At 69.1% G+C, this 22531-nt stretch carries 15 protein-coding genes, 3 tRNA genes and 1 pseudogene; 12 read left to right on the top strand and 7 right to left on the bottom strand.

From position 1 onward, the window contains the following. Together HV826_RS32515 and rsmI are read left to right on the top strand one after the other, a co-directional pair. On the top strand, positions 1–331 hold a 331-nt coding region (locus HV826_RS32515), incomplete at its 5' end, for a YraN family protein (protein ID WP_176420937.1). A 12-nt stretch (positions 332–343) separates the two neighbouring features. Continuing rightward, complete coding sequence (gene rsmI / locus HV826_RS32510) at positions 344–1174, top strand: 16S rRNA (cytidine(1402)-2'-O)-methyltransferase (RefSeq protein WP_176420936.1); 831 nt, start codon at positions 344–346, stop codon at positions 1172–1174. A 42-nt stretch (positions 1175–1216) separates the two neighbouring features. Here the strand turns inward: rsmI and HV826_RS32505 are convergent, their stop codons facing one another. The 5 genes from HV826_RS32505 to encB all read right to left on the bottom strand — a co-directional run bounded on the left by HV826_RS32505 (position 1217) and on the right by encB (position 6563). Beyond that, complete coding sequence (locus tag HV826_RS32505; protein ID WP_176420935.1) at positions 1217–2512, bottom strand: hypothetical protein; 1296 nt, start codon at positions 2510–2512, stop codon at positions 1217–1219. Between the two features lie 96 nt (positions 2513–2608). Next, positions 2609–3775 (bottom strand): peptidoglycan DD-metalloendopeptidase family protein, encoded by a 1167-nt coding sequence (locus HV826_RS32500; protein ID WP_176420934.1) that lies wholly within the window; start codon positions 3773–3775, stop codon positions 2609–2611. Next, the gene (locus HV826_RS32495; RefSeq protein ID WP_176420933.1) at positions 3723–5147 is read right to left on the bottom strand and encodes a sigma-54 dependent transcriptional regulator; all 1425 of its coding nucleotides are present in this window, start codon (positions 5145–5147) and stop codon (positions 3723–3725) included. Before HV826_RS32495 ends, HV826_RS32500 begins: the two co-directional genes overlap by 53 nt. 30 nt (positions 5148–5177) lie before the next feature. Continuing rightward, the gene (gene encA / locus HV826_RS32490; RefSeq protein WP_163785885.1) at positions 5178–6041 is read right to left on the bottom strand and encodes an encapsulin nanocompartment shell protein EncA; all 864 of its coding nucleotides are present in this window, start codon (positions 6039–6041) and stop codon (positions 5178–5180) included. A gap of 45 nt (positions 6042–6086) precedes the next feature. Then, positions 6087–6563, bottom strand: a complete 477-nt coding sequence (encB, locus tag HV826_RS32485; protein ID WP_176420932.1) for an encapsulin nanocompartment cargo protein EncB — start codon at positions 6561–6563, stop codon at positions 6087–6089. A gap of 105 nt (positions 6564–6668) precedes the next feature. On the opposite strand from encB, the gene murJ reads away from it, so the two are divergent. The 8 genes from murJ to HV826_RS32445 all read left to right on the top strand — a co-directional run bounded on the left by murJ (position 6669) and on the right by HV826_RS32445 (position 19826). Continuing rightward, positions 6669–8366: a murein biosynthesis integral membrane protein MurJ gene (gene murJ / locus HV826_RS32480; RefSeq protein WP_176420931.1), complete on the top strand. Its 1698-nt coding sequence runs from the start codon at positions 6669–6671 to the stop codon at positions 8364–8366. Positions 8367–8638: 272 nt separating this feature from the next. Further along, a complete protein-coding gene (locus tag HV826_RS32475; protein ID WP_176420930.1) occupies positions 8639–10579 on the top strand; it encodes a S1 RNA-binding domain-containing protein in 1941 nt (646 codons plus the stop codon). A gap of 101 nt (positions 10580–10680) precedes the next feature. Further along, positions 10681–10754: transfer RNA gene (locus HV826_RS32470), tRNA-Met, on the top strand. Between the two features lie 67 nt (positions 10755–10821). Then, positions 10822–10895, top strand: a tRNA-Met gene (locus HV826_RS32465). A 36-nt stretch (positions 10896–10931) separates the two neighbouring features. After that, positions 10932–11005 (top strand) — tRNA-Met (locus HV826_RS32460). Between the two features lie 218 nt (positions 11006–11223). Continuing rightward, the gene (locus HV826_RS32455) at positions 11224–12171 is read left to right on the top strand and encodes an aromatic alcohol reductase (protein WP_176420929.1); all 948 of its coding nucleotides are present in this window, start codon (positions 11224–11226) and stop codon (positions 12169–12171) included. A 372-nt stretch (positions 12172–12543) separates the two neighbouring features. Beyond that, positions 12544–17904, top strand: a complete 5361-nt coding sequence (locus HV826_RS32450) for a myxosortase-dependent M36 family metallopeptidase (RefSeq protein ID WP_176420928.1) — start codon at positions 12544–12546, stop codon at positions 17902–17904. Between the two features lie 242 nt (positions 17905–18146). After that, on the top strand, positions 18147–19826 hold the full coding sequence (locus tag HV826_RS32445; RefSeq protein WP_176420927.1) for an amidase: 1680 nt from the start codon (positions 18147–18149) through the stop codon (positions 19824–19826). A 1-nt stretch (position 19827) separates the two neighbouring features. Here HV826_RS32445 and HV826_RS32440 read toward each other — a convergent pair whose 3' ends face one another. Then, the gene (locus HV826_RS32440; protein ID WP_176420926.1) at positions 19828–20205 is read right to left on the bottom strand and encodes a DUF1330 domain-containing protein; all 378 of its coding nucleotides are present in this window, start codon (positions 20203–20205) and stop codon (positions 19828–19830) included. A 26-nt stretch (positions 20206–20231) separates the two neighbouring features. Next, positions 20232–20957, bottom strand: coding sequence for a 2OG-Fe(II) oxygenase (locus HV826_RS32435; protein WP_176420925.1), 726 nt, complete (start codon positions 20955–20957; stop codon positions 20232–20234). Positions 20958–21063: 106 nt separating this feature from the next. Here HV826_RS32435 and HV826_RS32430 point away from each other — a divergent pair, with 106 nt between their 5' ends. Next, positions 21064–22104, top strand: coding sequence for a methyltransferase (locus HV826_RS32430; protein WP_368671048.1), 1041 nt, complete (start codon positions 21064–21066; stop codon positions 22102–22104). 244 nt (positions 22105–22348) lie between these two features. Continuing rightward, positions 22349–22531 (top strand): annotated as a pseudogene (locus HV826_RS32425) (hypothetical protein); the annotation flags it as partial.

Raw genomic sequence — 22531 nt, 5'->3', positions numbered from 1 at the left:
GGAGGCGGCGGTGCGCTTCCTGGAAGCGCAGGGGTGGCGGGTGCGGCATCGCAACTGGACCTGCCGCTTCGGAGAGCTGGACGTCGTCGCCGAACGTGACGACCTGGTGTGCTTCGTGGAAGTGCGGATGCGCTCCACGGCCACCTGGGGCGACCCCTCCCACAGCGTGTCTTTCGCCAAGCAGCGCCGGGTGGTGAAGGCGGCGCTGCGTTACCTGTTCGCGCATGACCTGCGCGGACGGATGCTCCGTTTCGACGTGATTTCAGTGGTGGGGCGCGGGGAGCGCGCCACCGTGGAGCACATCCCTGGCGCCTTCGACGCGGGGATGTGAGAGGACGACGCCATGGCTGGAACGCTCTATCTGGTGGCGACGCCCATCGGGAACCTGGGGGACGTCACGTCGCGCGCGTTGGAGACGCTGCGCGCGGTGCGCTTCATCGCGTGTGAAGACACGCGGCACTCGCGGGTGCTGCTCGACCACTTCGGCATTGGCGGGAAGGACCTGGTGAGCCTGCCCGCCTTCGCGGAAGGGCAGCGAGCCGGGCGCATCCTGGACCGGATTGGGGAAGGGGAGGACTGCGCGCTCGTGACGGACGCGGGCAGCCCCGCCATCAGCGACCCGGGCGAGAAGCTGGTGTCCGAGGCGCTGGAGCGCGGCTTGACGGTGGTGCCGGTGCCAGGCCCCACGGCCCTGGTCGCGGCGCTGAGCGCCTCCGGGCTGCCCACGGGGCGCTTCCACTTCCTGGGCTTCGTCCCGCGCAAGGGCGCCGAGCGCCGGGCCATGCTGGAGGAGGTGGCGCAGCTGTCCGCCACCCTGGTGCTCTATGAGTCCCCACGCCGCCTGTCGGAGACGCTGCCGGACCTGCTCGACGCCTGGGGCGACCGGCGCGCGTGTGTGGCGCGGGAGCTGACGAAGCTGCACGAGGAGTTCGCCCGGGGCACCTTGTCCGAGCTGGCCGCGCGCTACGCGGTGGAGGAGCCCCGGGGCGAGGTGGTGGTGTTGGTGGAAGGCCGCACCGGCGAGACGCGCTGGTCCGAAGAGGAGCTGCGCCGGGCCCTGGAGGAGGGGCTGTCTCGCGGCGAGAAGCTCAAGGCGCTGAGCACCGAGCTGGCCCGCCGCGCGGGCTGGGCCGGTCAGGACGTCTACCGGCTGGGGCTTTCGCTGAAGCGCTGAGTCCAGAGGTGGGCGCCGTCACCGGCGCCCACCCGGGCCCCGCTAGAAGCTGAACGTGGCGCTCAGGTCGAAGCGGAACGTGGTGCTCTCCACCGCGAGGAAGCGGCGAGACACCAGGTCATAGCGCCAGTCGAAGTTGGGGTTGAGCTCGGGGGAGCCGGGCTGCAGGTCCACGGCGCCGTCGTTGTTCACGTCACGCCCCGGCTCCTCGGCGGTGAGGGCGTGGTTGGTGTTGTAGAGGAACATGCCGGACGCGCGAATCTGGAAGGCCTTCGACGGGTTCGCGGTGACGCCCAGCATCCCACCCACCTGGAAGTAGTCCTCGGAGGTGAGCAGCTTGCGCAGGGCGGCGCTCAGCTCGTTGTAGTAGCGGCCGCTGCCCACGTAGTTGCCGATGCCCCGGACATCCAGGGCGAAGCGCTGCGACTTCGCCGGCCGGTTGAAGGGCACCAGCTCCACGCCGAAGAGCATGCCCGCGGTGTGAGGGGCGTTGATGCCCGTCTCCTTGCGGCTCCACGGCCCCTGGAAGCAGTTGCCCGGGGCGCCCAGGTTGTCCGGGTTGGACTCGGCCTGGGCACAGTTCGAGTAGGCACCCGGGCCGCGCACGGGGATGGTGTAGTGCGCCTTGAAGTACGGCTCGGCCGCGCCGATGCGGCGCGAGAAGGCCGTGTAGAGCTGGTACTTGTGGACGCGGTCGCCAATGTTGCCGCGGCTGTCCGAATTCGTCGTGTCCACGGCCGCGTCACGCAGCTTCGCGGTGGGGGCCTCGTACTCCAGGCCGACAATCCAGGTGGGCTTCGTCTCGTCCTTCTCCTGGTTGAAGAAGGCGTAGGCCAGGCCGAAGCGCATGTTGCCCAGGCCGCCGCGGAAGCTCTCCTGCGGCACGTCGAACAGGGCGTTGGGCGGTGCCGAGCCATCCAGACAGCCCGGAATGACGGAGCCGTTGGCGTTCAGGCAGTTGTTGGTGATGGTGGACGTCTCGGGCGACGAGTTGGACGTGAAGTCCCAGCGCTCGTTCTGCGAGAAGACGACGGGCAGGGCGAAGGAGAACTCCAGGTCCCTGTAGAGGCCGACGGACAGCTCCAGGTTGAGCCGGGCGTCCACGCCCTTGTACCAGAGCTCCGTTGCATCCACGCGGCCCCCCGGTTGCCCGGCGGGGGCCAGCTGCTCGCGGACAATCTTCGCGCGGTTCTGCGTGCGCTCGAAGCCGACGTCGATGAAGAGGTCGAACGGGTCGTCCTCCTCGAGCGACGACGCAATCCGGGTGATGTCCGCCGCGCTGGCGGCGAACGGCGCGCCCAGCGTCAGCGCGGCAAGTACGACGCGAAGCCTGTGCATCCGACCTCCGACGGCAAATCTCCCCGGCCTTCCGGCAAGCCCGGGGGGCTTCCAGCTAGCCGTGCCGTCGAAGGAGTGTCAAGAAACGGGTGGCTTTTACTTGCCGGCCACCACGGACGCGCTCAGCAATCCGTCCATCCGGCGCATCTCCGCCTCGAAACCCGGCCGGTGCTGCGCGGCCAACGCGCGGCGGAAGGTCTTGTGCTGGTCGTAGGGGTCCAGCACCCGGTCATCCTGCGTCATGAGCTGGTAGTGCAGGTGGGGGGCGAAGCTGCGCCCCGTGTTGCCGCTCTTGGCGATGACCTGGCCCACGGAGAACCGGGCGCCGGGCTTGACGCTCTTGTCCACCTCGTCCAGGTGGAGGAACAGCGCGCGGCGACCCTTGCCGCCCGACTCCACCAGCTCGATGCAGTTGCCGTTGCTGCGGAAGTTCCAGTTCTTCCGCTTCACCACGCCGTTGAAGGGGGCCTTGATGGGCGTGCCCACCGGGGTGCGGAAGTCCACGCCCTTGTGACGGCGGCCGTCGCGGAGCAGGGATGTCACCTGCTCGTAGTCGTCGATGGGGGAGCGCTCCAGCCGCAGCTCCAGCTCGTCGCCGCCGGACAGGTAGTACCGGGCGTTGGGCTCGCCGTCGGCCTGGTAGCGATACGCGCTCATCGTCTTGCCCAGCTTGGCGCTGGTGAAGCGCACCGCGTGCACCAGGGGCTCCTCGTTGGCGCGGCGCTGGAAGAGCACCTCCAGCGTGTCACCGCGCAGGATTTCCCCGGGCACGGCGACCCACCACACCAGAGTGCGCGTCACCACCTGCGCCAGCGCCGGGCCCACGTCGGAGCCCGCGGCGTTGACGAGCGCCGTCTCCAGGGGGCCGTTGATGCTCACCGACACGCGCTCCAGGCCCGCGGCCTTCACCGGGTCCGTGGGCACGGGCGCCGGCGTGGGCGCCGCGGCGACGGTGCCCGCGTCGGAAACGGCGTTGGGCATCTGGGCCGCGGCCTCTTCCGTCGCCTGAACCATCCGCTGCTTCCACCACCACACGCCGCCGGCGGCACCGCCGAGGATGAGTGACACGGCGACCACCGTGCCGAAGGGACTGCGCTTCGGAGGGGCACCGAGGGTGGGAAGGTTCGGCCGCATACAAGCTCCCTGAGTTGAAGTGGGTGGGCGGGCCCGGAACCGACGCGCGAGAAGCGGAATTCCGCCTCGTCGCGGTCTATTCGTCCGGGCCGTCTTCCAGCCCGTCGGGTGTGGTGTCGCGCAAGCCAAACTCCTTCATCTTCGTCTGGAGTGACTTGCGGCTGATTTGAAGCAGGCGAGCGGCCCGGGTGACGTTGCCACCCGTCTCCTCGAGCTTCTTCACGATGAGGTCCCGCTCGAGCTCGGCGGCCTTCATCCGGACGATGTCCTTCAGGCCGACCTCCCCCGTGGGAACGTCGATGGAGGCCACCGCGCTGGCCAGGTTGGCGCCCGCCTGGACGCTCGTTCCCTGGCGGACCGGCTCCGGCAGGTCTCGGGCGGTGATGAGGGGCCCGTCCGCGAACAAGAGCACGCGCTCGATGAGGTTCTCCAACTCGCGGATGTTGCCCGGCCACGCATAGCCCTGGAGCAGGGCCATGGCGTCGTCGGCGATGCCCTCAATCTTCTTGTTGAGGCGCCGGTTGTACTTCTCCACGAAGTGCCGGGCGAGCATGGGGATGTCGCTGCGGCGCTCGCGCAGGGCGGGCAGGGAGATGGGGACCACCGCCAGGCGGTAGTAGAGGTCCTTGCGGAAGCGGCCGGCTTCAATCTCCGCCTGGAGGTCGCGGTTGGTGGCGGCCACCAGCCGCACGTCCACGCGCGTCGTCTTGATGCCGCCCACGCGCTCGAACTCGCCCTCTTGGAGCGCGCGCAGCAGCTTCACCTGCATCTCCACCGGAATCTCGCCAATCTCGTCCAGGAAGAGGGTGCCCTCGTCGGCCAGCTCGAAGCGGCCGGGCTTGGACGTGACGGCGCCGGTGAAGGCCCCGCGCTCGTAGCCGAAGAGCTCGCTCTCCAGCAGCGTGTTGGGGATGGCGGCGCAGTTGATCTTGATGAACGGCTTGTCGCGGCGGCTGGAGGCCCCGTGCAGCGCGGTGGCGATGAGCTCCTTGCCGGTGCCGCTCTCCCCGGTGATGAGCACCGTGGACGGCGTGTCCGCCACCTTGTCGATGATCTTGTAGACCTCTTGGATGGTCGACGAGTCGCCGATGATGGCCGCGCGCGCCTTCACGTCCGGGCGCACGGAGCGGCGGGCGCTCTCGTTCGTCTTCGCGGCCTTGGCGACGACGGAGGACAGCTCCGCCTGGTCGAAGGGCTTGGTGATGTAGTCGAACGCGCCCGCCTTGATGGCGTCCACGGCGGAGTCCACCGTGCCGTGCGCGGTGATGATGATGACGGGGACGTCCGGGTTGGCGGCGCGGATGGTGCCGAGCACCTCCATGCCGCCCACCTTGGGCATCACCAGGTCCGTCACCACGATGTCCGCGCCGTTCTTGTGGAACTCGGCGAGCCCTTGCTCGCCGTTCTCCGCCACGGTGACGTCGAAGCCGTCCCGGCGCAGCATCGCGGCGAGCACCTTGCGGAGGTTCGCCTCGTCGTCGATGACCAGGACCTTGGCCATGGTGGGAGTCGTGACCGCGGGCGGCCGGAACTAACGACGTTCCGTGGCGCCAGCGCCCTCCAGGGTGCAGATGGCGTCCGGGTGCTTGATGCGCAGCAGCAGGGCCTCCAGCACGCGGAACGGGTGGTTCATCCGCGAGGCGCCCAGGTACGCCGCCACCATGTCCATGGACACCGCGAGGTCCATGTTCTCCCGGCCGGTGGACACCACCACGCCGGAGTCCCCGCGCAGGCGGTTGGACTGGTAGACGCCGTCCGACGCGAGCTGGCGGATGGTCTCAATCTCCAGCACGCCCGTCTTCTCGTAGATGCGGTGCAGTTGCGAGTACAGCCGCGGCGACAGGACGACGGCGTAGGGGCCGAAGTGGCCCTGCTCGTTGAGCTTGCGCGTGGCCTCGACGATGGCCTGGAACCCACCACCCGACGACGTCCAGTCACCCAGCGGCACCGTGAGCCGGCCGTTGGCCGTCATCAGGCCTTCGTAGCCCAGGCGCGCGTCACCGTAGAAGATGAGCTCGTCTTCCTGCTGCGCACACAGCGCGGCGGCGCCGGCGGCGGCCGACACGTCCAGTGGCATGTTGTGCGTGCGCGCGGCCTCGATGTCGCGCCAGTGCAGCAGGAAGTCCTTGTAGATGATGGGGATGGTCTTGAACTTGCGCGCGTCGGTGAAGACCATCGCGGTCTCCTGCTCGCCGACGATGTCCACGGCGCCGGGCGACACGCCCTGGAACTCGTCGTAGGGCACCGTCTGCACCCCGGCGCCCAGCGGCCCGTAGATGTCCAGGATGCGCCGGCCCACCAGCGAGCGCCGGGCGACCTGGATGACAGTCTCGTTCAGACGCGCCCACTCCTCTTCGCGGAGCGGGTTCTCGGCATGTCCAAGGAAGTCAGGCATGAAATGGGGCTCCAGAGGCATCGACTTGAAAGGGGGAAGAAAGCTTCAGCGACCGCTGCCGGAACCACCGCCACCCCGGCGCAGCGAACCCACGGTGAGCGGGTGCGACTCCACGGCGGGCGGCGGCGCGGGCAGGCCGTACAGCAGCCGCTGGGGCGGCAGGGACGTTGGCGGCTCGGAGGGGAGCCGGCCATGGCGGCCGTTGACGGAGAACGCCGGGCCGTCCGGGGCGGGCACCTGGACGGTGGCGGGGGCGGGCGCCTCGGCGGCCTGGAAATGACCGGGGACGAAGGGCTTGGCGAAGTGGTCGTTCTGACCACTGTCCAACATGCGGAGCATGTGAACGGCTTCGGAGACGTGCTCCTTCTCCTCGGCGGCCAGGTGCTGGAAGAACGCGCGGACCTCCGGGAGAGAGGCGGCACGAGCGTAGGCTTCGTACTCGTTGATCGTCTCCAGCTCACGTGCCAGCACGAGGCGGATGCGCGCCACGTCGTCCAAGTCACTGTCGGGAGGGCCGGCCATTGAAGCGGACCCTTGCAATCCAGGGGGTTCGGCGTCAAGCGAAACAGGGGGACGGGGTTTCAGGCTTCATGCCACCGAACGGCCCGCGTAGAGTCCGCCGCTCTCGTGACCACGTCCTCGCCCGAGTCTTCGCCCCCGCCGGTCGCGCCGGTCGTGCCTCCTCGTCCCGAGCGCTCAGGCGGCGGCGCCGCGCTGGTGGCCGCCGGCATCCTTGCCTCCCGGCTGATGGGCCTGGTGCGCGAGCGCGTCTTCGCCCACTACCTGGGCAACGCGGAGGCCGCGGCTGTCTTCAAGGCGGCGCTGCGCATTCCCAACTTCCTGCAGAACCTGTTCGGCGAGGGCGTCCTCTCCGGCTCATTCATTCCCGTCTACGCGCAGCTTCTGGGCCGCAAGGACACGGAGACGGCGGACCGGGTCGCGGGCGCCGTCTTTGGCATCCTGTCCCTGGCCACGGCGGTGGTGGTGGCGCTGGGCATGGTGTTCACCCCAGTCCTGGTGGATGCCATCGCGCCCGGCTTCCAGGGACAGGAGCGGGAGCTGGCCGTCCACCTGGTGCGTATCCTCTTCCCTGGCACGGGCATGCTGGTGCTGAGCGCCTGGTGCCTGGGCATCCTCAACAGCCACCGGCGCTTCCTCCTCTCTTACCTGGCGCCCGTCGTCTGGAACCTGGTCATCATCGCCGCGTTGGTGGCCGCGGGAGGCCGCTACGAGGAAGCGGCGTTGGTCTCGGTGCTGGCCTACGCCGTGGTGCTGGGCAGCTTCCTCCAGTTCGCGGTGCAGGTGCCCTCCGTCCTCAAGTTGCTGGGCCGCTTCCGCCCGACGCTGTCGCTGGCGGCGGAGCCCGTGCGACAGGTGCTGAAGAACTTCGGGCCGGTGGTGCTGGGGCGCGGCGTGGTCCAGGTCAGCGCCTGGGTGGACACGGCCTTCGCGTCGCTCATCTCCAACCGCGCGCTGTCCTCGCTGCTCTACGCGCAGACCCTCTACCTCATCCCCGTGAGCCTCTTTGGGATGGCGGTGTCCGCGGCGGAGCTGCCGGAGATGTCGCGGGCCACGGGTGAGGGCGCGGACGTGGCCGCGAAGCTGCGCCAGCGCATCGACGGAGGCGCACGCCGCATCTGTTTCTGGGTCGTCCCCTCCGCGGCGGCCTTCCTCTTCCTGGGCGACATGGTGGCGGCGGCGCTGCTGCAGACGGGGCGCTTCGACGCGGCGGACTCGCGTTACCTCTGGTACCTGCTCATGGGGGCGGCGCTGGGGTTGGTGGCCTCCACGGTGGGCCGCCTCTATTCCTCCGCCTTCTACGCGCTGAAGGATCCGAAGACGCCGCTGCGCTTCGCGGTGGTGCGCGTGGTGGTGGGCACCCTGGGCGCATGGGTGCTGGGCCTGCGGCTGCCGGGATGGCTCGGCGTGCCGCAGCACCTGGGCGCGGTGGGCCTGACCCTGGCGAGTGGCCTGGTGGCCTGGTTGGAGGCGGGGCTGCTGCGCCGCAAGCTGGTGAAGCAGCTGGGGCCGGTCGGCGTGCCGTCGGGGCTGCTGCCTCGCTTGTGGGGCGCCGCGGTGGTGGCCGGATTGGTGGCGGTGGGCATCAAGGTGGGCCTCACCTCGCTGCTCGGGCCAATGCCCGGCGTGACGGCGGAGTGGGGGGGAGACTTCCTCATGCCGCCGCGCCTGCACCCCGTCCTGGGCTTCGCCGCGGTGGCGCTCCCGTTCGGTGCCGTCTATTTCGGCATGTCGGCGGCCCTGGGCATCCCGGAGGCGGGGACGGTGTTGCGCAAGGTGGGGCAAAAGCTGCGTGTGGTGCGCTAATCTATTGGAATTGCTTGGTTCCCTGCCTGGCGAGCGGCCATTGTTTGGCGTTGCAATCATCAGGTCGGGGATGCTCTGACGCGGTGCCTCCGTTATGGACGGAGCGTTGGTGTCAACGACATGTGCGTCATCCGGCTTCCTCCGGACATGGCGCGCGTGTAGAGTGCGCCGCCATTTTCACCGGGGCCCGGCTTCTCGGGAAGCCAGGGTCGAATTCGCTTCAGGAAGGTCTCGCAGTGAGCGACGAGAAGAACGGTTCCAATTCTGGCGGGATGGGTCCCAAGAAGCCGAAGGCCACCTTCGGTGACGTGATGCTCGGCATCCCTTCCGGGGGAGCTCGCAGCGAGGGCGGTCGGGGCGAACAACGTGGCGGTGGCCGTGGAGGCGAGCGCGGCGGCAGCGGCCGTGGCGAGCGCGAGGCCCAGCCGCGTCCGGCGGGTGGTGCGCCGCGCGACGAGCGGGGTCCCCGTGGCGGAGGCGAGCGCCGTGGCGGAGGCGAGCGTCGTCCGTCGGGTCCCATGGTCGTCGTGAAGCGGGCGTCGGGTGCCATCGAGACGCGCGGTCCGGCAGGGGATGCTCCCGCCGAGGCGACCGCGACGGCCGAGGAGACGACCGCCGCCGCCGAGTCCTCCGCCGCGACGCCGGTCCCCACGCCGCGTCCGGTGACGCCGACGCCGGCGCCGACCCCCGCGCTGTATGAGGAAGTGCCCGAAACCCAGTCCTTCGCCGAGATGTTCGAGGCGCAGGCCAAGGAGGGTGGAACGCCGAGCCGCAAGGGCCTGCGCGTGGGCGAGAAGGTCCGTGGCGCCATCTTCCAGCTCGGCGCGGACACCGCGTTCGTGTCGGTGGAAGGCGCGGCCAAGAGCGAGGCGATGATCGAGCTTCGCGAGCTGAAGGACGATGAGGGCATCCTGCGCTTCGGCGTGGGTGACACCATCGACGCGCACGTGGTGGAGGTGGGCGCCAAGGGCATCCTCCTCAGCCGCGCGCTGGCCAAGGGCAGCGCGAACCTGGCCTTGCTGGCCGAGGCCCGCGCGTCCGGCATGCCCGTCGAGGGGCTGGTGCTGAGCGTGAACAAGGGCGGTGTGGAGGTCGCCATCGGTGACATCCGCGCGTTCTGCCCCATCAGCCAGCTGGACCTGCGCTACGTGGAGAAGCCGGACCAGTACATCGGCGAGAAGCTCCAGTTCCGCGTGAGCGAGGTCCGCGAGCGCAACGTGGTGCTGTCGCGCCGCGCGCTGCTGGAGGACGAGCAGCGGCAGCTGGCCGCGGAGACGCGCAAGCACCTGGCCCAGGGCAAGATCGTCAAGGGCAAGGTCACCGGCGTGCGCGACTTCGGTGTGTTCGTGGACCTGGGCGGCGTGGAGGGCATGATTCCCGTCTCCGAGCTCTCGTACACCCGCGTCGGTCACCCGAGCGACGTGGTCAAGGTCGGTGACGACGTCGAGGTCGAGATCCTCCGCATGGAGGCCGGCCAGCCGAACTCGCCGGACAAGTCCAAGCAGAAGGAGCGCATCACGCTGTCCATGCGCTCGCGCCAGGAGGATCCGTTCCAGAAGGCGCTGTCCGAAATCAAGGAAGGCGACCGGCTCCAGGGCAAGGTCGTCCGCCTGCAGCAGTTCGGCGCCTTCGTGGAGCTGCGTCCAGGCGTGGACGGGCTGATCCACATCTCCGCGCTCAGCGACCGCCGCATCGCGCACCCTCGCGACGTGGTGAAGGAGGGGGAGACCCTCTGGGTGGCGGTGGAGAAGATCGACGCGCAGGAGAAGCGCATCGGCCTGCGCCGCATCTCCGAGGAAGAGGCGCAGCGTCCTCCCGAGGAGCGCTCGGCGGCCGCCGCGGAGGCCGCCACGTCGGCGCAGGCCGCAGCGCCCCGTCCCAAGGTGGGCCAGGTCGTCGTGGGCAAGGTGGATCGCATCGAGCCGTACGGCGTGTTCCTCGCGTTCCCGGGCGGCAAGGGCTTGCTGCCCGCGAGCGAGACGGGCACCGAGCGTGGCACCGACCTGCGCAAGCACTACTCGCTGGGCCAGGAGGTGAAGGTGGCCATCCTGGACATCGACGCGTCTGGGAAGATCCGCTTGTCCGTCACCGCCGCCATCCGCGCGGAGGAGCGGGCCGAAGTGGAGGCCTGGCAGAAGACGCAGCAGCCGCAGGGCGCGGGCAAGAAGGGCTTCGGCACCTTCGCGGACCTGCTCAGCAAGGCGCGCAAGTAATTCCCTGTCTCCAGCGCTGATTTCGTGGATGTGGTCAGCGCTGGAGAAAGGTGTTGACGGTACAGGCGAGGGACGGTACTTACCGCCTCGCCTCTCTCTGCCGCGGGGTGGAGCAGCCTGGTAGCTCGTCGGGCTCATAACCCGAAGGTCGCAGGTTCAAATCCTGCCCCCGCAATTCGTTGTGCTTCGAAGGTTGACTGGAATCACAGTCGGGTGTCGATTAGTTGAGTCTCAAGACATGACGCGGGGTGGAGCAGCCTGGTAGCTCGTCGGGCTCATAACCCGAAGGTCGCAGGTTCAAATCCTGCCCCCGCAATTTCTTGAGCTTCGAAGCGTTGAACCCAAAACATGTCGCGGGGTGGAGCAGCCTGGTAGCTCGTCGGGCTCATAACCCGAAGGTCGCAGGTTCAAATCCTGCCCCCGCAACTCAAGTCGGCCCGGTCATTCTTCTGGAATGGCCGGGCCGATTTCTTTTTCGCGACTCGCCACGGCCACCGCCTGCCATCACTGTTGCTCAGCATCCAGCCGAGCGCATTGTGTCCGCTGGTGAAGGCGTACCCAGCACCACGGTCCATCTTCCTCGTAGGGGCTTGCCCCACCGGTGATGTGCGGCTCACGCCGCCGACAACGACGAGGAGGAGGCCATGGACACCGACATCACGCATGTCCTGCTGGTCGGAGGGACGGGGCGTTTTGGCGGCAGGTTGGCGTCGGCGCTGCTGGCGCGTCCCGGTATCCACCTGCACGTGTTGGTGCGTCCAGGCACACGCGGCGAGGCGCTGAGGGGCCTGGCTGAACATGGGGTGACGTTGGTGGGCGGGACGCTGGATGACATGCGCTCGCTCGACTCGGCGTTGGAGGGCGTGGACGCGGTGGTCTCCGCCGTGAGCGGACCACCCGAGGTGCGGGTGGAGGGGCAGCTCCGCTTGCTGGACTCCGCGCGGCGTCACGGCGTCGTGCGCTTCATCCCTTCGGACTACTCGCTGGACTACACCGACGCCGACGCGGGTGACGCCTTCATGGCTGCGCACCGCCGTGTCGCCGACGCCGTGGTGAAGAGCGGCGTGCCGCACACGTTCGTTCTGTGCGGCGCGTTCATGGAGACGGCGCTGTCACCGCGAGCGCAGGTGTTCGACTTCGCGCGCGGCGTTGTCTCGTACTGGGGGACGGGAGACGAGCCCTTCGACGTCACCGCGATGGCGGATGCGGCGCGATGGGTGGCGGAGGTGGTGGTGGATCCTCACGCCGCCGGCCAGCGGCTGGAGTTCGTGGGGGACGTGGCGACGGTGAATGGCGTGGCCGCCCTGTACGAAGCGCTGACCGGTCAGCGCCTGCGCCGCGTGTGCAGGGGCAGCGTGGAGGACCTTCGCCGGCAGCTCGTGCGCGCGCGGCCCGAAGGCGCGTTCGTCCAGGCGTCCTCCGCGCAGCTGAGCGTGCTCTCGCAGCTCGCGGGGAAGGGGAGGCTGCGTGAGCCGGCCACTGCCGAGGACACGCGGCTCCGGCCCATGACGTTGCGCGACTTCGTTGAGGCTCGGTGGCGGATGGTGCCTGCGTCCGCGCGAGTGACGTCGCCACTCGCATCACAGCCGTAGCCCGCGTGCGTCGGAGCCGGAGTCGTGTCAGCGCGTCTCTGTGGTGTGAACGGGCGTTCCGCGGTGCCCGGACACCCAGTCGCGCCAGGCTCCCGTGTCCAGAAAACAACCCCCGAAGCCCCTGCACGGCCATAATCGGTGCTCATGGCTCCGCCATCTTCTACGCAACCTGCCGTAACTACGGAATTCTGCGCTCCATTGGAAAAAATGCGCGTGTCGCCTTTCAACTTACATCTGCTGGGGCACTAATCTCTCGACCAGGTGACAATCTGTCACTCGGTCGCCTTCTGACCGTGACTGGGTGTTTCGGCGATGGGGCCGGAACCTTCGGCCCAGGCTGTAATGAAGGCGACTACCCCCGCCGTCGTAAAAATGGAGTCTCCCCACGTGAGAAGGTTGGTCGCCACGCTGTCCGGGCTTGCCCTGGTACTGTCCGGTACCAGTTCCGTCGCCCGGACGTTGCCGAACTACGATGCACTCCAGGACGCGAAGCCCGCGGGCCGTGCCGCCGCGGGGTTCAAGCCGGTCAACAGCAGCCTCAAGGGGGCGCGGGTCGCCCACAAGGACTCGCTGACCGGTTCCCCGACGTTCATCTGGACGAACCCGACCGCGGAGCAGAAGAAGCTCAGCGCCGGGTACGCGAAGATGTCTCCCGCCAAGGCGGCGCTGGCGCAGCTTGCTGCCCACGCCCCGCTCTATGGCCTGGCTTCCTTTGAGGCCGCGGGCGCGAAGGTCACGAACGTCAGCACCAACACGCAGGGTGTGAAGGTCGTGACGCTGGCTCAGGAGTCCTCGGGTATCGAGGTCTTCCGTCAGTCGCTGAAGGTCCTGCTGAACAAGCACAACGAGGTGGTTGCCATCTCCGGCAGCCTCTCCAAGCACGCCGCCGCGCAGATGCCCAGGTCCAAGGCGCGCTTCACGCTGCCGGCGACCGAGGCCATCGCCGCCGCGTACAAGGACCTCACGGGCGCCGCGCTGGACCGCAGCCTGCTCACCCGCGTGAGCGACGCCAAGAAGGGCGACAAGTACTCGCACTTCACGCTGGCCAGCTACGCGCGTCCGCTCGAGGAGGGGTTTGTCATCCCCGCCCGCGCGAAGCAGGTCTACTTCCCGCTGCCTGGCAAGCTGGTCCCCGCGTACTACGTGGAGATCAACACGGGCCGCGCGGACAGCGTGAACTCCGACTACTTCGCGTACGTCATCTCCGCCGCCGACGGTCAGTTGCTGATGCGCAACGACCTGAAGGCGCACGCGGAGTTCAGCTACCGCGTGTTCTCGGACACGACGCCGCCGTACACGCCGCATGACGGTCCGATCGGCAGCGGCGGTACGCCGCACCCCACCGGCCTCCCGGACGGCTATCAGTCGCCCTACGTGCCGGCGAACCTGATCACGCTCGAGAGCCTCCCCTTCAGCCGGAACGATCCCTGGCTGCCGGACGGCGCGACGGAGACCACGGGTAACAACGTCGACGCGTACGCGGACCTCACCGCGCCGGACTACTACAACACCGGCGACCTTCGCGCTTCCGTCACGGCTCCGGGCGTGTTCGACCGGGCCATCGACTTCAACATCCAGCCGGACGCCAACGCGGAGCAGATCGCCGCGGCGACGACCAGCCTGTTCTTCCTGAACAACTGGCTCCACGACTGGTACTACGACGCCGGCTTCGACGAGGCCTCCGGCAACGCCCAGCAGGACAACTTCGGGCGTGGCGGCGTGGCGGGTGACCGTCTGCAGGCGCAGGCGCAGGACTACAGCGGCACCGACAACGCCAACATGCTCACGCCGGCGGACGGTGCGTCGCCGCGCATGCAGATGTACCTGTTCGCCGGCCCGCGCGACTCGCGCCTGACGGCGAACGCGCCCGCGGAGGTCGCGGGTGACTACGAGGGTGGCGTGTCCTCCACCTTCGGTCCGCAGACGTTCGACCTCACCGGTAACGTGGTGTCGGCGCAGGACGAGGCCAACACCGCGGGGCCGACCGACCGTGACGGCTGCACCGCGCTGACCAACGCGGCCGAGGTCGCTGGCAACATCGCCATCATCGACCGCGGTAGCTGCGACTTCACCGCCAAGGTGCAGAACGCTCAGAACGCGGGCGCCATCGGCGTCATCATCCACGACAACGTCGCGGGTCCGACGATCGATCTGGGCGGCACGTCCACCACCATCACCATCCCCACGCTTCGCGTGAACCTGGATGATGGCAACCTGCTCCGGGGCTCCATCGCGGGTCTCAACGTCACGATGTACCGGGGTCCGACCCGGTGGATCGACGGCACCATCGACAACGCCATCGTGGCGCACGAGTGGGGTCACTACATCAGCAACCGCCTCATCGGGAACGCGTCCGGTCTGGGGAACAACCAGGGCCGCTCGATGGGCGAGGGCTGGGGTGACTTCACCGCCCTGCTGATGATGGTTCGCGCCGAGGACATCAACGTCCCGTCCAACGCGAACTGGAACGGCGCCTACGCCGCCGCGGGCTACGCCACGCGCGCGGACGCGAACTCCGAGTTCTACGGCATCCGCCGTGGCACGTACTCCTCGGACCAGACCAAGAACGCGCTGTCGTTCCGTCACATCATGGACGGCGTGGCGCTGCCCACGGACGTGCCGTTCAACGGCAACACGGGTCTGCCGAACTCGCAGGTCCACAACTCCGGCGAGATCTGGGCCACGATGCTGTGGGAGTGCTACACGGCGCTGCTCCGCGCGCATCCGTTCCAGGAGGCGCAGGACCGGATGAAGAGCTACCTGGTCAACGGGTACAAGCTCACGCCGGCGAGCCCCACGTACCTGGAGGCGCGTGACGCCGTCATCGCGTCGGCCTACGCCAACGACCCGGCGGACGCCGAGCGGTTCTGGAATGCCTTCGCCAAGCGCGGCGCGGGCGTCGGTGCCCAGGCTCCGGACCGCTTCTCCACGAACCACGCCGGTGTGGTGGAGAGCTTCGTCGTGGGCTCGGCCATCCAGTTCGTGTCGGCCGAGTTCATCGACGACGTGGAAGGCGGCAACTGCGACTACGACGGCATCCTCGACAACGGCGAGACGGGCCGCATCGAGGTCACCGTGCGCAACGTGGGTGCCAGCACGGCGTCCGCCTCCAGCGCCACGCTGACGTCCGCCTTCGCGGGCGTCGCGTTTGGCAACGGTGGCGAGGCGAACTTCCCGGCCATCCCCGTGTTCAGCGAGGCCACCATCTCCATCCCGGTCACGCTCAGCGGCGCGACCGACCAGCAGGTGGTGACCATCGACGTCGCCGTGCGCGATGAGGGCCAGGCGACTCCGGGTGATGTCACCGGGAGCGTTGAGCTCACGACGCACTACGACGAGCGGCGTGCGACCTCCAACATCGAGGACGTGCAGACCAGCCCGGAAAGCCTGCCGTGGGTGACCGAGTACGACGAGGACCTGACCCCGGCCGTCTTCAGCGTGGTCACCTTCGAGGACGGCAACCGCACGTTCTACGCGGAGAACACCGCCTCGTTCGCCGACGTCCGTCTCATCACCCCGGAGCTGCACGTCAGCGCGACCGAGCCCTTCGTGCTCAACTTCATGCACGCGTGGGACTTCGAGGATGACTACGACGGCGCCACGGTCGAAATCTCCGACGACGGTGGCAACACCTGGGTGGACATCGGCGAGCCGATCCACAACTCGGTGCTCGAGGACTACGAGGGCAACGAGAACCCGCTGGCCGGCAAGCCCGCGCTGTCGAGCTACAACCCGGAGTTCCCGGGCATGCTGCCCGCGACCATCGACCTGGGCATGGCCTACGCTGGCAGGACGGTGCAGGTCCGCTTCCGCGTCGGTACGGACATGAGCTTCGGCTACACGGGCTGGCTGCTGGATGACCTCGCGTTCACCGGCATCACCAACACCCCGTTCACCACCATCGCGACGGAGGACGGCGTGTGCGGTCTCCCGAACGCGGCGCCCACCGCCAACGCCGGTGCGGACGCTGCGGTCCTGGTGGGCGATCAGGTGACCCTCTCCGGTTCGGCCACCGACCCGGAAGGTGACACGCTGACCTACGCCTGGACGCAGACGGCGGGCCCGTCGGTCACCCTGTCGGGTGCCGACACCCTGACGGCGTCGTTCACGGCGCCCGCGGTCTCCGCGGCCACCACGCTGGTGTTCCACCTGACCGTCTCTGATGGCACGAACTCGACCATTGACTCGGTGAACGTGAGGGTGACGCCGCCCAACCGCGCGCCCACCGTGAACGCGGGCCTCGACGGCACGGTCGAGGAGCGCGCTGAGCACACGCTGAGCGGCTCCGCCAGCGACGAGGACGGCGACGCCCTCACGTACCTGTGGACCCAGGTCTCCGGTACGCCGGTCGCGGTTCGTGGCTACACCACGCCGACGGCGACGTTCATCGCGCCCGAGGTCACGCTGGATGAGACGCTGGTCTTCCGTCTGACGGTCAGCGACGGCATCCTCAGCACGAACGACACGGTGTCCGTGACGGTCACCCACGTGAACCTCGCGCCCATCGTCTCCGACACGTCCATGAGCTTCGACGCGGGCACTGTCACCGTGACGGCCTCCGCGGTCGACCCGGACGGTGATGCGCTCAGCTACAGCTGGGAGCAGACGGGTGGTTCGACGGTCGCCATCAATGGCGCCGACACGTCCGCCATCTCCTTCGCCACGCCGCTGCCGGGCTCGTACGAGTTCACCGTGACGGCGACGGACGGCTCGGCCACTGCCACCAAGGCGGTGCCGGTGACCATCATCGATGGTTCTCTGCCGGTGAACGCGCCGCCGACGGTGAATGCGGGCCTCGATGCCACGGCGGAAGCCGGCGACATCGTGACGCTCAGCGGCTCCGCGAGCGACGCCGAGGGTGACACGCTGACGTACCACTGGGAGCAGATTGGTGGCACGCAGGTGACCCTGACGGGTGGCGACACCCTGACGCCTTCGTTCACCGCGCCCAGCACGGCCAACGGTGACACGCTGGGCTTCATCCTGACGGTCAACGATGGCACCTCGACCACCAGCGATGTCGTGCGCGTCGTCGTGGCGGCGGATCCGGTTGTCATCCCGGAGAACACCGCTCCGGACGCTGACGCGGGTGAGACGGCCACTGTCGACGCGGGCGCCACCGTGACGCTCAACGGCACGGCGACCGACGCCGACGGCGACACGCTCACCACCGTCTGGACGCAGATCGGCGGCCCGGACGTGGTGCTGTCCGACGCCAACGCCCTGACGCCGACGTTCACCGCGCCGGCCGCGGGTGAGCTGGCCTTCCTGCTCACGGTCTCCGACGGTATCGCGACGTCGACCGACGTGACGATCGTCCGCGTCACCGCCGCGCCCGAGGAGAACGTCGCGCCGGAGGCCTCCGCTCGCGCGGTGGTCTCTAGCAACCAGACGTCGGCCACGCTCGACGGCTCGGCTTCCAGCGACGCGAACGGCGATGCGCTGACGTACGCCTGGACGCAGGTCTCCGGTCCGACCGCGACCATCTCCGGCGCGGACCAGGCGGTTGCGGTCGTCAACCTGCCTGACACCAACGACCAGACGGCGTCGTTCTCGTTCCGCCTCACGGTGACGGACGAGGCCGGCCTCGAGAACAGCACCACCGTGCAGTTCTCCGCCCGCAACGGCGGTGGTGATGACGGTGGTGGCTGCTCCGCGACGGGCGCGGGCGCTCCGGTCGGCATGATCGGCCTGGCGCTGCTCGGCCTGCTGCGCCGCCGTCGTCAGAGCTGAGACGCGCGGGTCCTCCTCCTGCCTCCGGGCGGGAGGAGGCCTTTCGCGGGGCCCGGATGAAGTGAGTGTCCGGGCGTCGCGGAACGCCGACTGAAAAGGAAGTTCCTGGCGGCCGGCTCCCGGATTCAAGGGGCCGGCCGTCGCCTTTTTCAGGCGGGGCCAACTCGACCCGCTCACCAGTCGAAGTCCTACGGAGGGGTGCGACCCTTCCTGTGGGCGCGGCGTGCGGTAGCCTCTTCACTATGAAGAAGACCGCTGCCTCTCCCGGCGCCTCCGTGGGTCTCAGCCGCCGTGTGCTCCTGGGCGGAACCGCCGCCGCCACGGCGCTCGCCTCCCTGGAGGTCTCCGCCTCCGCGGCCCCGACGCCCGCGCGGCCCTTCGAGCTCGCCGAGGCCACCGTGGCGGACCTCCAGGCCGCGATGAAGACAGGGGCGCTCACCGCGCAAGGCCTCGCGGAGCGCTACCTCGCACGCATCGCCGACTGGGACGCGCGCGGGCGCCTACCGCTGCGCTCCGTCATCGAGCTGAACCCGGACGCGCTCGCCACGGCCGCCGCGCTCGACCAGGAGCGCCGCGAGAAGGGCCCTCGGGGCCCGCTGCACGGCATCCCGGTGCTGCTCAAGGACAACATCGCCACCGCGGACCGGATGCAGACGACGGCGGGATCCCTGGCGCTGGTGGGCGCGCGGCCGCCTCGCGACGCGTTCATCGTGGAGCGCCTGCGGGCCGCGGGCGCGGTCATCCTGGGCAAGACGAACCTGAGCGAGTGGGCCAACTTCCGCTCCACGCGCTCGGCCAGCGGCTGGAGCGCGCGGGGTGGCCAGACGCGCAACCCGTATGCGCTCGACCGGACGCCCTCGGGCTCCAGCTCGGGCTCGGGCGCGGCCACGGCCGCCAACTTCTGCGCCGTGTCCGTGGGCACGGAGACGGATGGCTCCATCGTGTCGCCTTCAGCGGCCAGCGCGTTGGTGGGGCTCAAGCCGACAGTGGGACTGGTGAGCCGCGCCGGCATCATCCCCATCTCCCACAGCCAGGACACCGCCGGCCCCATGACGCGCACCGTGGCGGATGCCGCGGCGCTGCTCAGCGTGCTCGTGGGCGTGGACCCGGCGGACGCGGCGACGGCGGCGAGCCGGGGCAAGGCCCACGCGGACTACACCCGGTTCCTCGACGTGGACGGGCTGAAGGGCGCCCGCATCGGCGTGCCCCGGGAGCGCTTCTTCGGCTACCACCCGGCCACCGACGCGCTCGTGGAGGAGGCCCTGGCGTTGATGAAGTCCCGTGGCGCCATCCTCGTGGACCCTGCGCCGATTCCCACGGCGGCACAGCTCGACGCCCCCGAGCTGGACGTTCTGCTCTACGAGTTCAAGGCGGGGCTGGAGGCCTACCTCGCGACGCTGGAGGAGGGGACGGCCCCGCGCACGCTCGCGGAGCTCATCCGCTACAACGAAGCACACGCGTCGTCGGAGCTGCCGTACTTCGGCCAGGAAATCTTCCACATGGCGCAGGCCAAGGGGCCCCTGACGGACAAGGCCTACCTCAAGGCCCTCCAGGCCTGCCGCCGTCTGTCGCGTGCGCAGGGGCTGGAGGCGGTGATGAAGAAGCACAGGCTGGATGCGCTGGTCGCGCCGACGCAGGCGCCCGTGGGGCTCATCGACCCCATCAACGGCGACCACTGGCTGGGCAGCAGCTCCACGCCCGCGGCCGTGTCGGGCTACGCCTCCATCACCGTGCCCGCGGGGTTCGTGTATGGCCTGCCCGTGGGACTGTCCTTCATCGGCGGGGCCTGGAGCGAGCCCCTCCTGCTGAAGCTGGCCTATTCCTACGAGCAGGCGTCGAAGCACCGCCGCCCGCCCACCTTCGCGGAGACGGCGGACCTGCGGGTGCCCGCGGGCGCGGGGGGCCCGCCCGCCAGGCCCTGACTCAGGGCTCCGGCGAGGTCGCCCAGGGCGTGGTGGCCTGGAGCACGGCTTCCTGGAGCGCCTCCGTGCGCAGGTGCGCGATGTGCTGGTACTCCGGGTCCGCCACCATCTGCAGGAAGGCCGCGCGGCTGGGATAGCGGACCAGGAGCACCGCGTCCCACGTCTGCCCGGGCTCGGCCACCAGCGCCGTGGAGCCGTCTCCCGCGTAGAGGGGCTGGGCGCCCACCTTCTGGATGAAGGGCATCACCGCGCTCGCGTAGGCCTCATAGGACGCGCGTCCGCCTTCCTTGAAGCGCACCAGGTTCAGGATGACCACGGGGCCTCCTGGATCCTCCTGCATGAAGCGTTCAACGTCGGTGCGCTGGGGATCGACGGCCACGATGCCTCCTCGGTTCGGGATGAAAGTTATTCCAATGTGCCAACGGAGCCGCCACCGGGCTGCTCACGCTGGTGGTCGAGATATGCGGCGAAGCCTGCCTTGGATTGGATGCGGAAGGCGGGGATTCTGGCGAGCGCCTCGGGCGGGAAGGCGTATTGCTCACACACGAGGCTGGCGCGGCTCGCGCCCTCCTGGCTTCCGGTGAAGGGCCGCACCTCGTGCTGGAGGTCGCCGCGGAAGTGTACCAGCAGGCCCTCGCGGGGGCGGATTTCACCCACGGGGGTGTCGTGGTGGAGCAGGCGCAGCTCGCCGCCCCGGGCGCGCTCGGGGACCTGGAGGTAGAGCACGCTCACGTGCCGGGGCGTCGCATCGGGGACGCCGCTGGGCTCCTGGAGTGTCGCGTCGATGTGTCGCCCCACGCCGCGCCCCGCCTCGAGGAGCAGGAGGTTGAGATAGAACGCATTGGGGACGGGCCGCTCCCACCGCGAGCCCCAGAGCCGCTCGTGCCAGGGCAACAGTCCCTTCGCGCTGGCCGGGTCCAGCACGCGGGCCAGGTAGCGCGCCAGGAACGGGAAGCGGGCCTCCAATGTGGCACGGCCCTCGTGCGTGAAGATGAATGCAAACCCGCGGCTGGCCTGGAACGTCCCCATCAACGGACTGCGGGCCACGAAACGCGAGCCGAGCAGGGCGGTCCGCAGGTCATGAAGCGCGGTGCGGGGCAAGGCCTCTCGGCGGGTGATGTAAGCGCGCACGCGGGGACTCGGACTTCAGGGTGAATAAGAGAACCGTAGCAGTTTTACAGCCTACCTTATAGGTTGCAGCCTTGCCGATGCTTCTCAACTCCTTGGAGACGGACACATGAGCCAGCAACCTCGAGCCTCTCACGCGCCTCCGCCCGCCGCTCTGCAGATGACGCAAATGGTCTATGGCTTCTGGGTTTCCCGAAGCCTTCAAATCATGGCGGAACTCGAGCTCGCGGATACCATCGGTGATACGCCCAAGACGGTGGAGGAGCTCGCCGAGGCCAGCGGGACGCATGCGCCCACGCTGCGCCGGTTGCTGCGGCTGCTCAGCGGCCTGGGCGTGCTCGTGAAGGATGAGTCCACGCAGCGCTGGGCCCTCACGGAGCTGGGCGGAATGCTTCGCAAGGACAACCCCGGCTCCGTGTATGGCTCGCTCCGGGCGCATGGCCACATCCTGTCGTGGCAGGCGTGGGGAGACCTGGCCACCGCCTTGAAGACGGGCAAGCCCACGGTCGAGAAGTTCATGGGCGACTCGTTCTTCAACTACATGACGACACATCCCGACGTCGCCGCCATCTTCAATGGCAGCATGGCCGCGTACCAGACGCTGAACGCGCCCGCGGTGGTGAACGGGTATGACTTCTCCTCCGCGCGCAGCATCGTCGACGTGGGCGGCGGCACGGGCATGTTGCTGACGCACATCCTCAAGGCCAACCCCGGCGTCCGCGGCACTGTCTTCGAAATGCCTCACGTCGCAGTGGAGGCCCGCGAGCGGATCGCCGAGCAGGGGCTGACGCCGCGGTGTGACGTTGTCGCCGGTGACTTCTTCCAGCGCATCGTCCCCGAAGGCCAGGACGTCTACATCCTGTCGCAGATCCTCCATGACTGGGATGACGAGCAGAGCCTGGGCATCCTCAAGTGCATCCGCGCGGCGATGCGCCCCGACTCGCGGCTGCTCATCGTGGAGACGGTGCTGCCCGGCGACAACGTGCAGCACTTCGGCAACCTCTACGATCTGGCCATGCTCGTGCTCGTGGGCGGCCGGGAGCGCACGGGCCCGGAGTACACGGCGCTCTTGGAGAAGGCGGGCCTGAGACTGTCCAACGTCTTCCCGACGACGATGCCGCCCAGCGTCGTCGAAGCCGTGGTGGCCTGAGCCTCCGCCGGTCGCCGTGAGGCGGGGGCTCCGCTTCCGCCCGCCTCCAGCGCCGCCCGGACGTGTCGAGCATGGCCAGGGGGGGAAGCCCGCCCACCCCAGGTGAGCCGTCCTCCCGTGGTGCGCAGGGTGGGCCGCGCGGCAACGCAGGTGCCGCCCGGCCGCCCGCTCAGGGGTGGGGCAGAAAAGCGCAAGGTACGTTTTCGACTGGAATGACCTTCGTTTAGAGTGGGGCGCAAGCCGTATGAGCGCCTTCCTCGACACCATTCTGGCCTTCCCGACCGCCCTCTTCACCATCGTCCTCGGCGTGGTGATGACGTACTGGCTGTTCGTCATCGCGGGCGCGGTCGGCATCGACCTGTTCGATGGGGACGTCACGTTGGAGTCGGGCGGCAAGGCGCTGAGCGGGGCCATCGAGGGGGGGGGC

This window comes from Myxococcus sp. AM010 (assembly GCF_013372585.1).
In the GTDB taxonomy this organism is placed as follows: domain Bacteria; phylum Myxococcota; class Myxococcia; order Myxococcales; family Myxococcaceae; genus Myxococcus; species Myxococcus vastator.
Note: the sequence above shows the minus strand (reverse complement) of the source record. Positions and strands in the feature narration are given on the sequence as shown.

Bases quoted from the DNA above. Each gene is read 5' to 3' on its own strand.
- rsmI (WP_176420936.1), top strand. From the start codon at position 344: ATGGCTGGAACGCTCTATCTGGTGGCGACGCCCATCGGGAACCTGGGG.
- HV826_RS32505 (WP_176420935.1), bottom strand. From the start codon at position 2,512: ATGCACAGGCTTCGCGTCGTACTTGCCGCGCTGACGCTGGGCGCGCCG.
- HV826_RS32495 (WP_176420933.1), bottom strand. From the start codon at position 5,147: ATGGCCAAGGTCCTGGTCATCGACGACGAGGCGAACCTCCGCAAGGTG.
- encA (WP_163785885.1), bottom strand. From the start codon at position 6,041: ATGCCTGACTTCCTTGGACATGCCGAGAACCCGCTCCGCGAAGAGGAG.
- encB (WP_176420932.1), bottom strand. From the start codon at position 6,563: ATGGCCGGCCCTCCCGACAGTGACTTGGACGACGTGGCGCGCATCCGC.
- HV826_RS32475 (WP_176420930.1), top strand. From the start codon at position 8,639: ATGGGTCCCAAGAAGCCGAAGGCCACCTTCGGTGACGTGATGCTCGGC.
- HV826_RS32455 (WP_176420929.1), top strand. From the start codon at position 11,224: ATGGACACCGACATCACGCATGTCCTGCTGGTCGGAGGGACGGGGCGT.
- HV826_RS32450 (WP_176420928.1), top strand. From the start codon at position 12,544: ATGGAGTCTCCCCACGTGAGAAGGTTGGTCGCCACGCTGTCCGGGCTT.
- HV826_RS32445 (WP_176420927.1), top strand. From the start codon at position 18,147: ATGAAGAAGACCGCTGCCTCTCCCGGCGCCTCCGTGGGTCTCAGCCGC.
- HV826_RS32430 (WP_368671048.1), top strand. From the start codon at position 21,064: ATGAGCCAGCAACCTCGAGCCTCTCACGCGCCTCCGCCCGCCGCTCTG.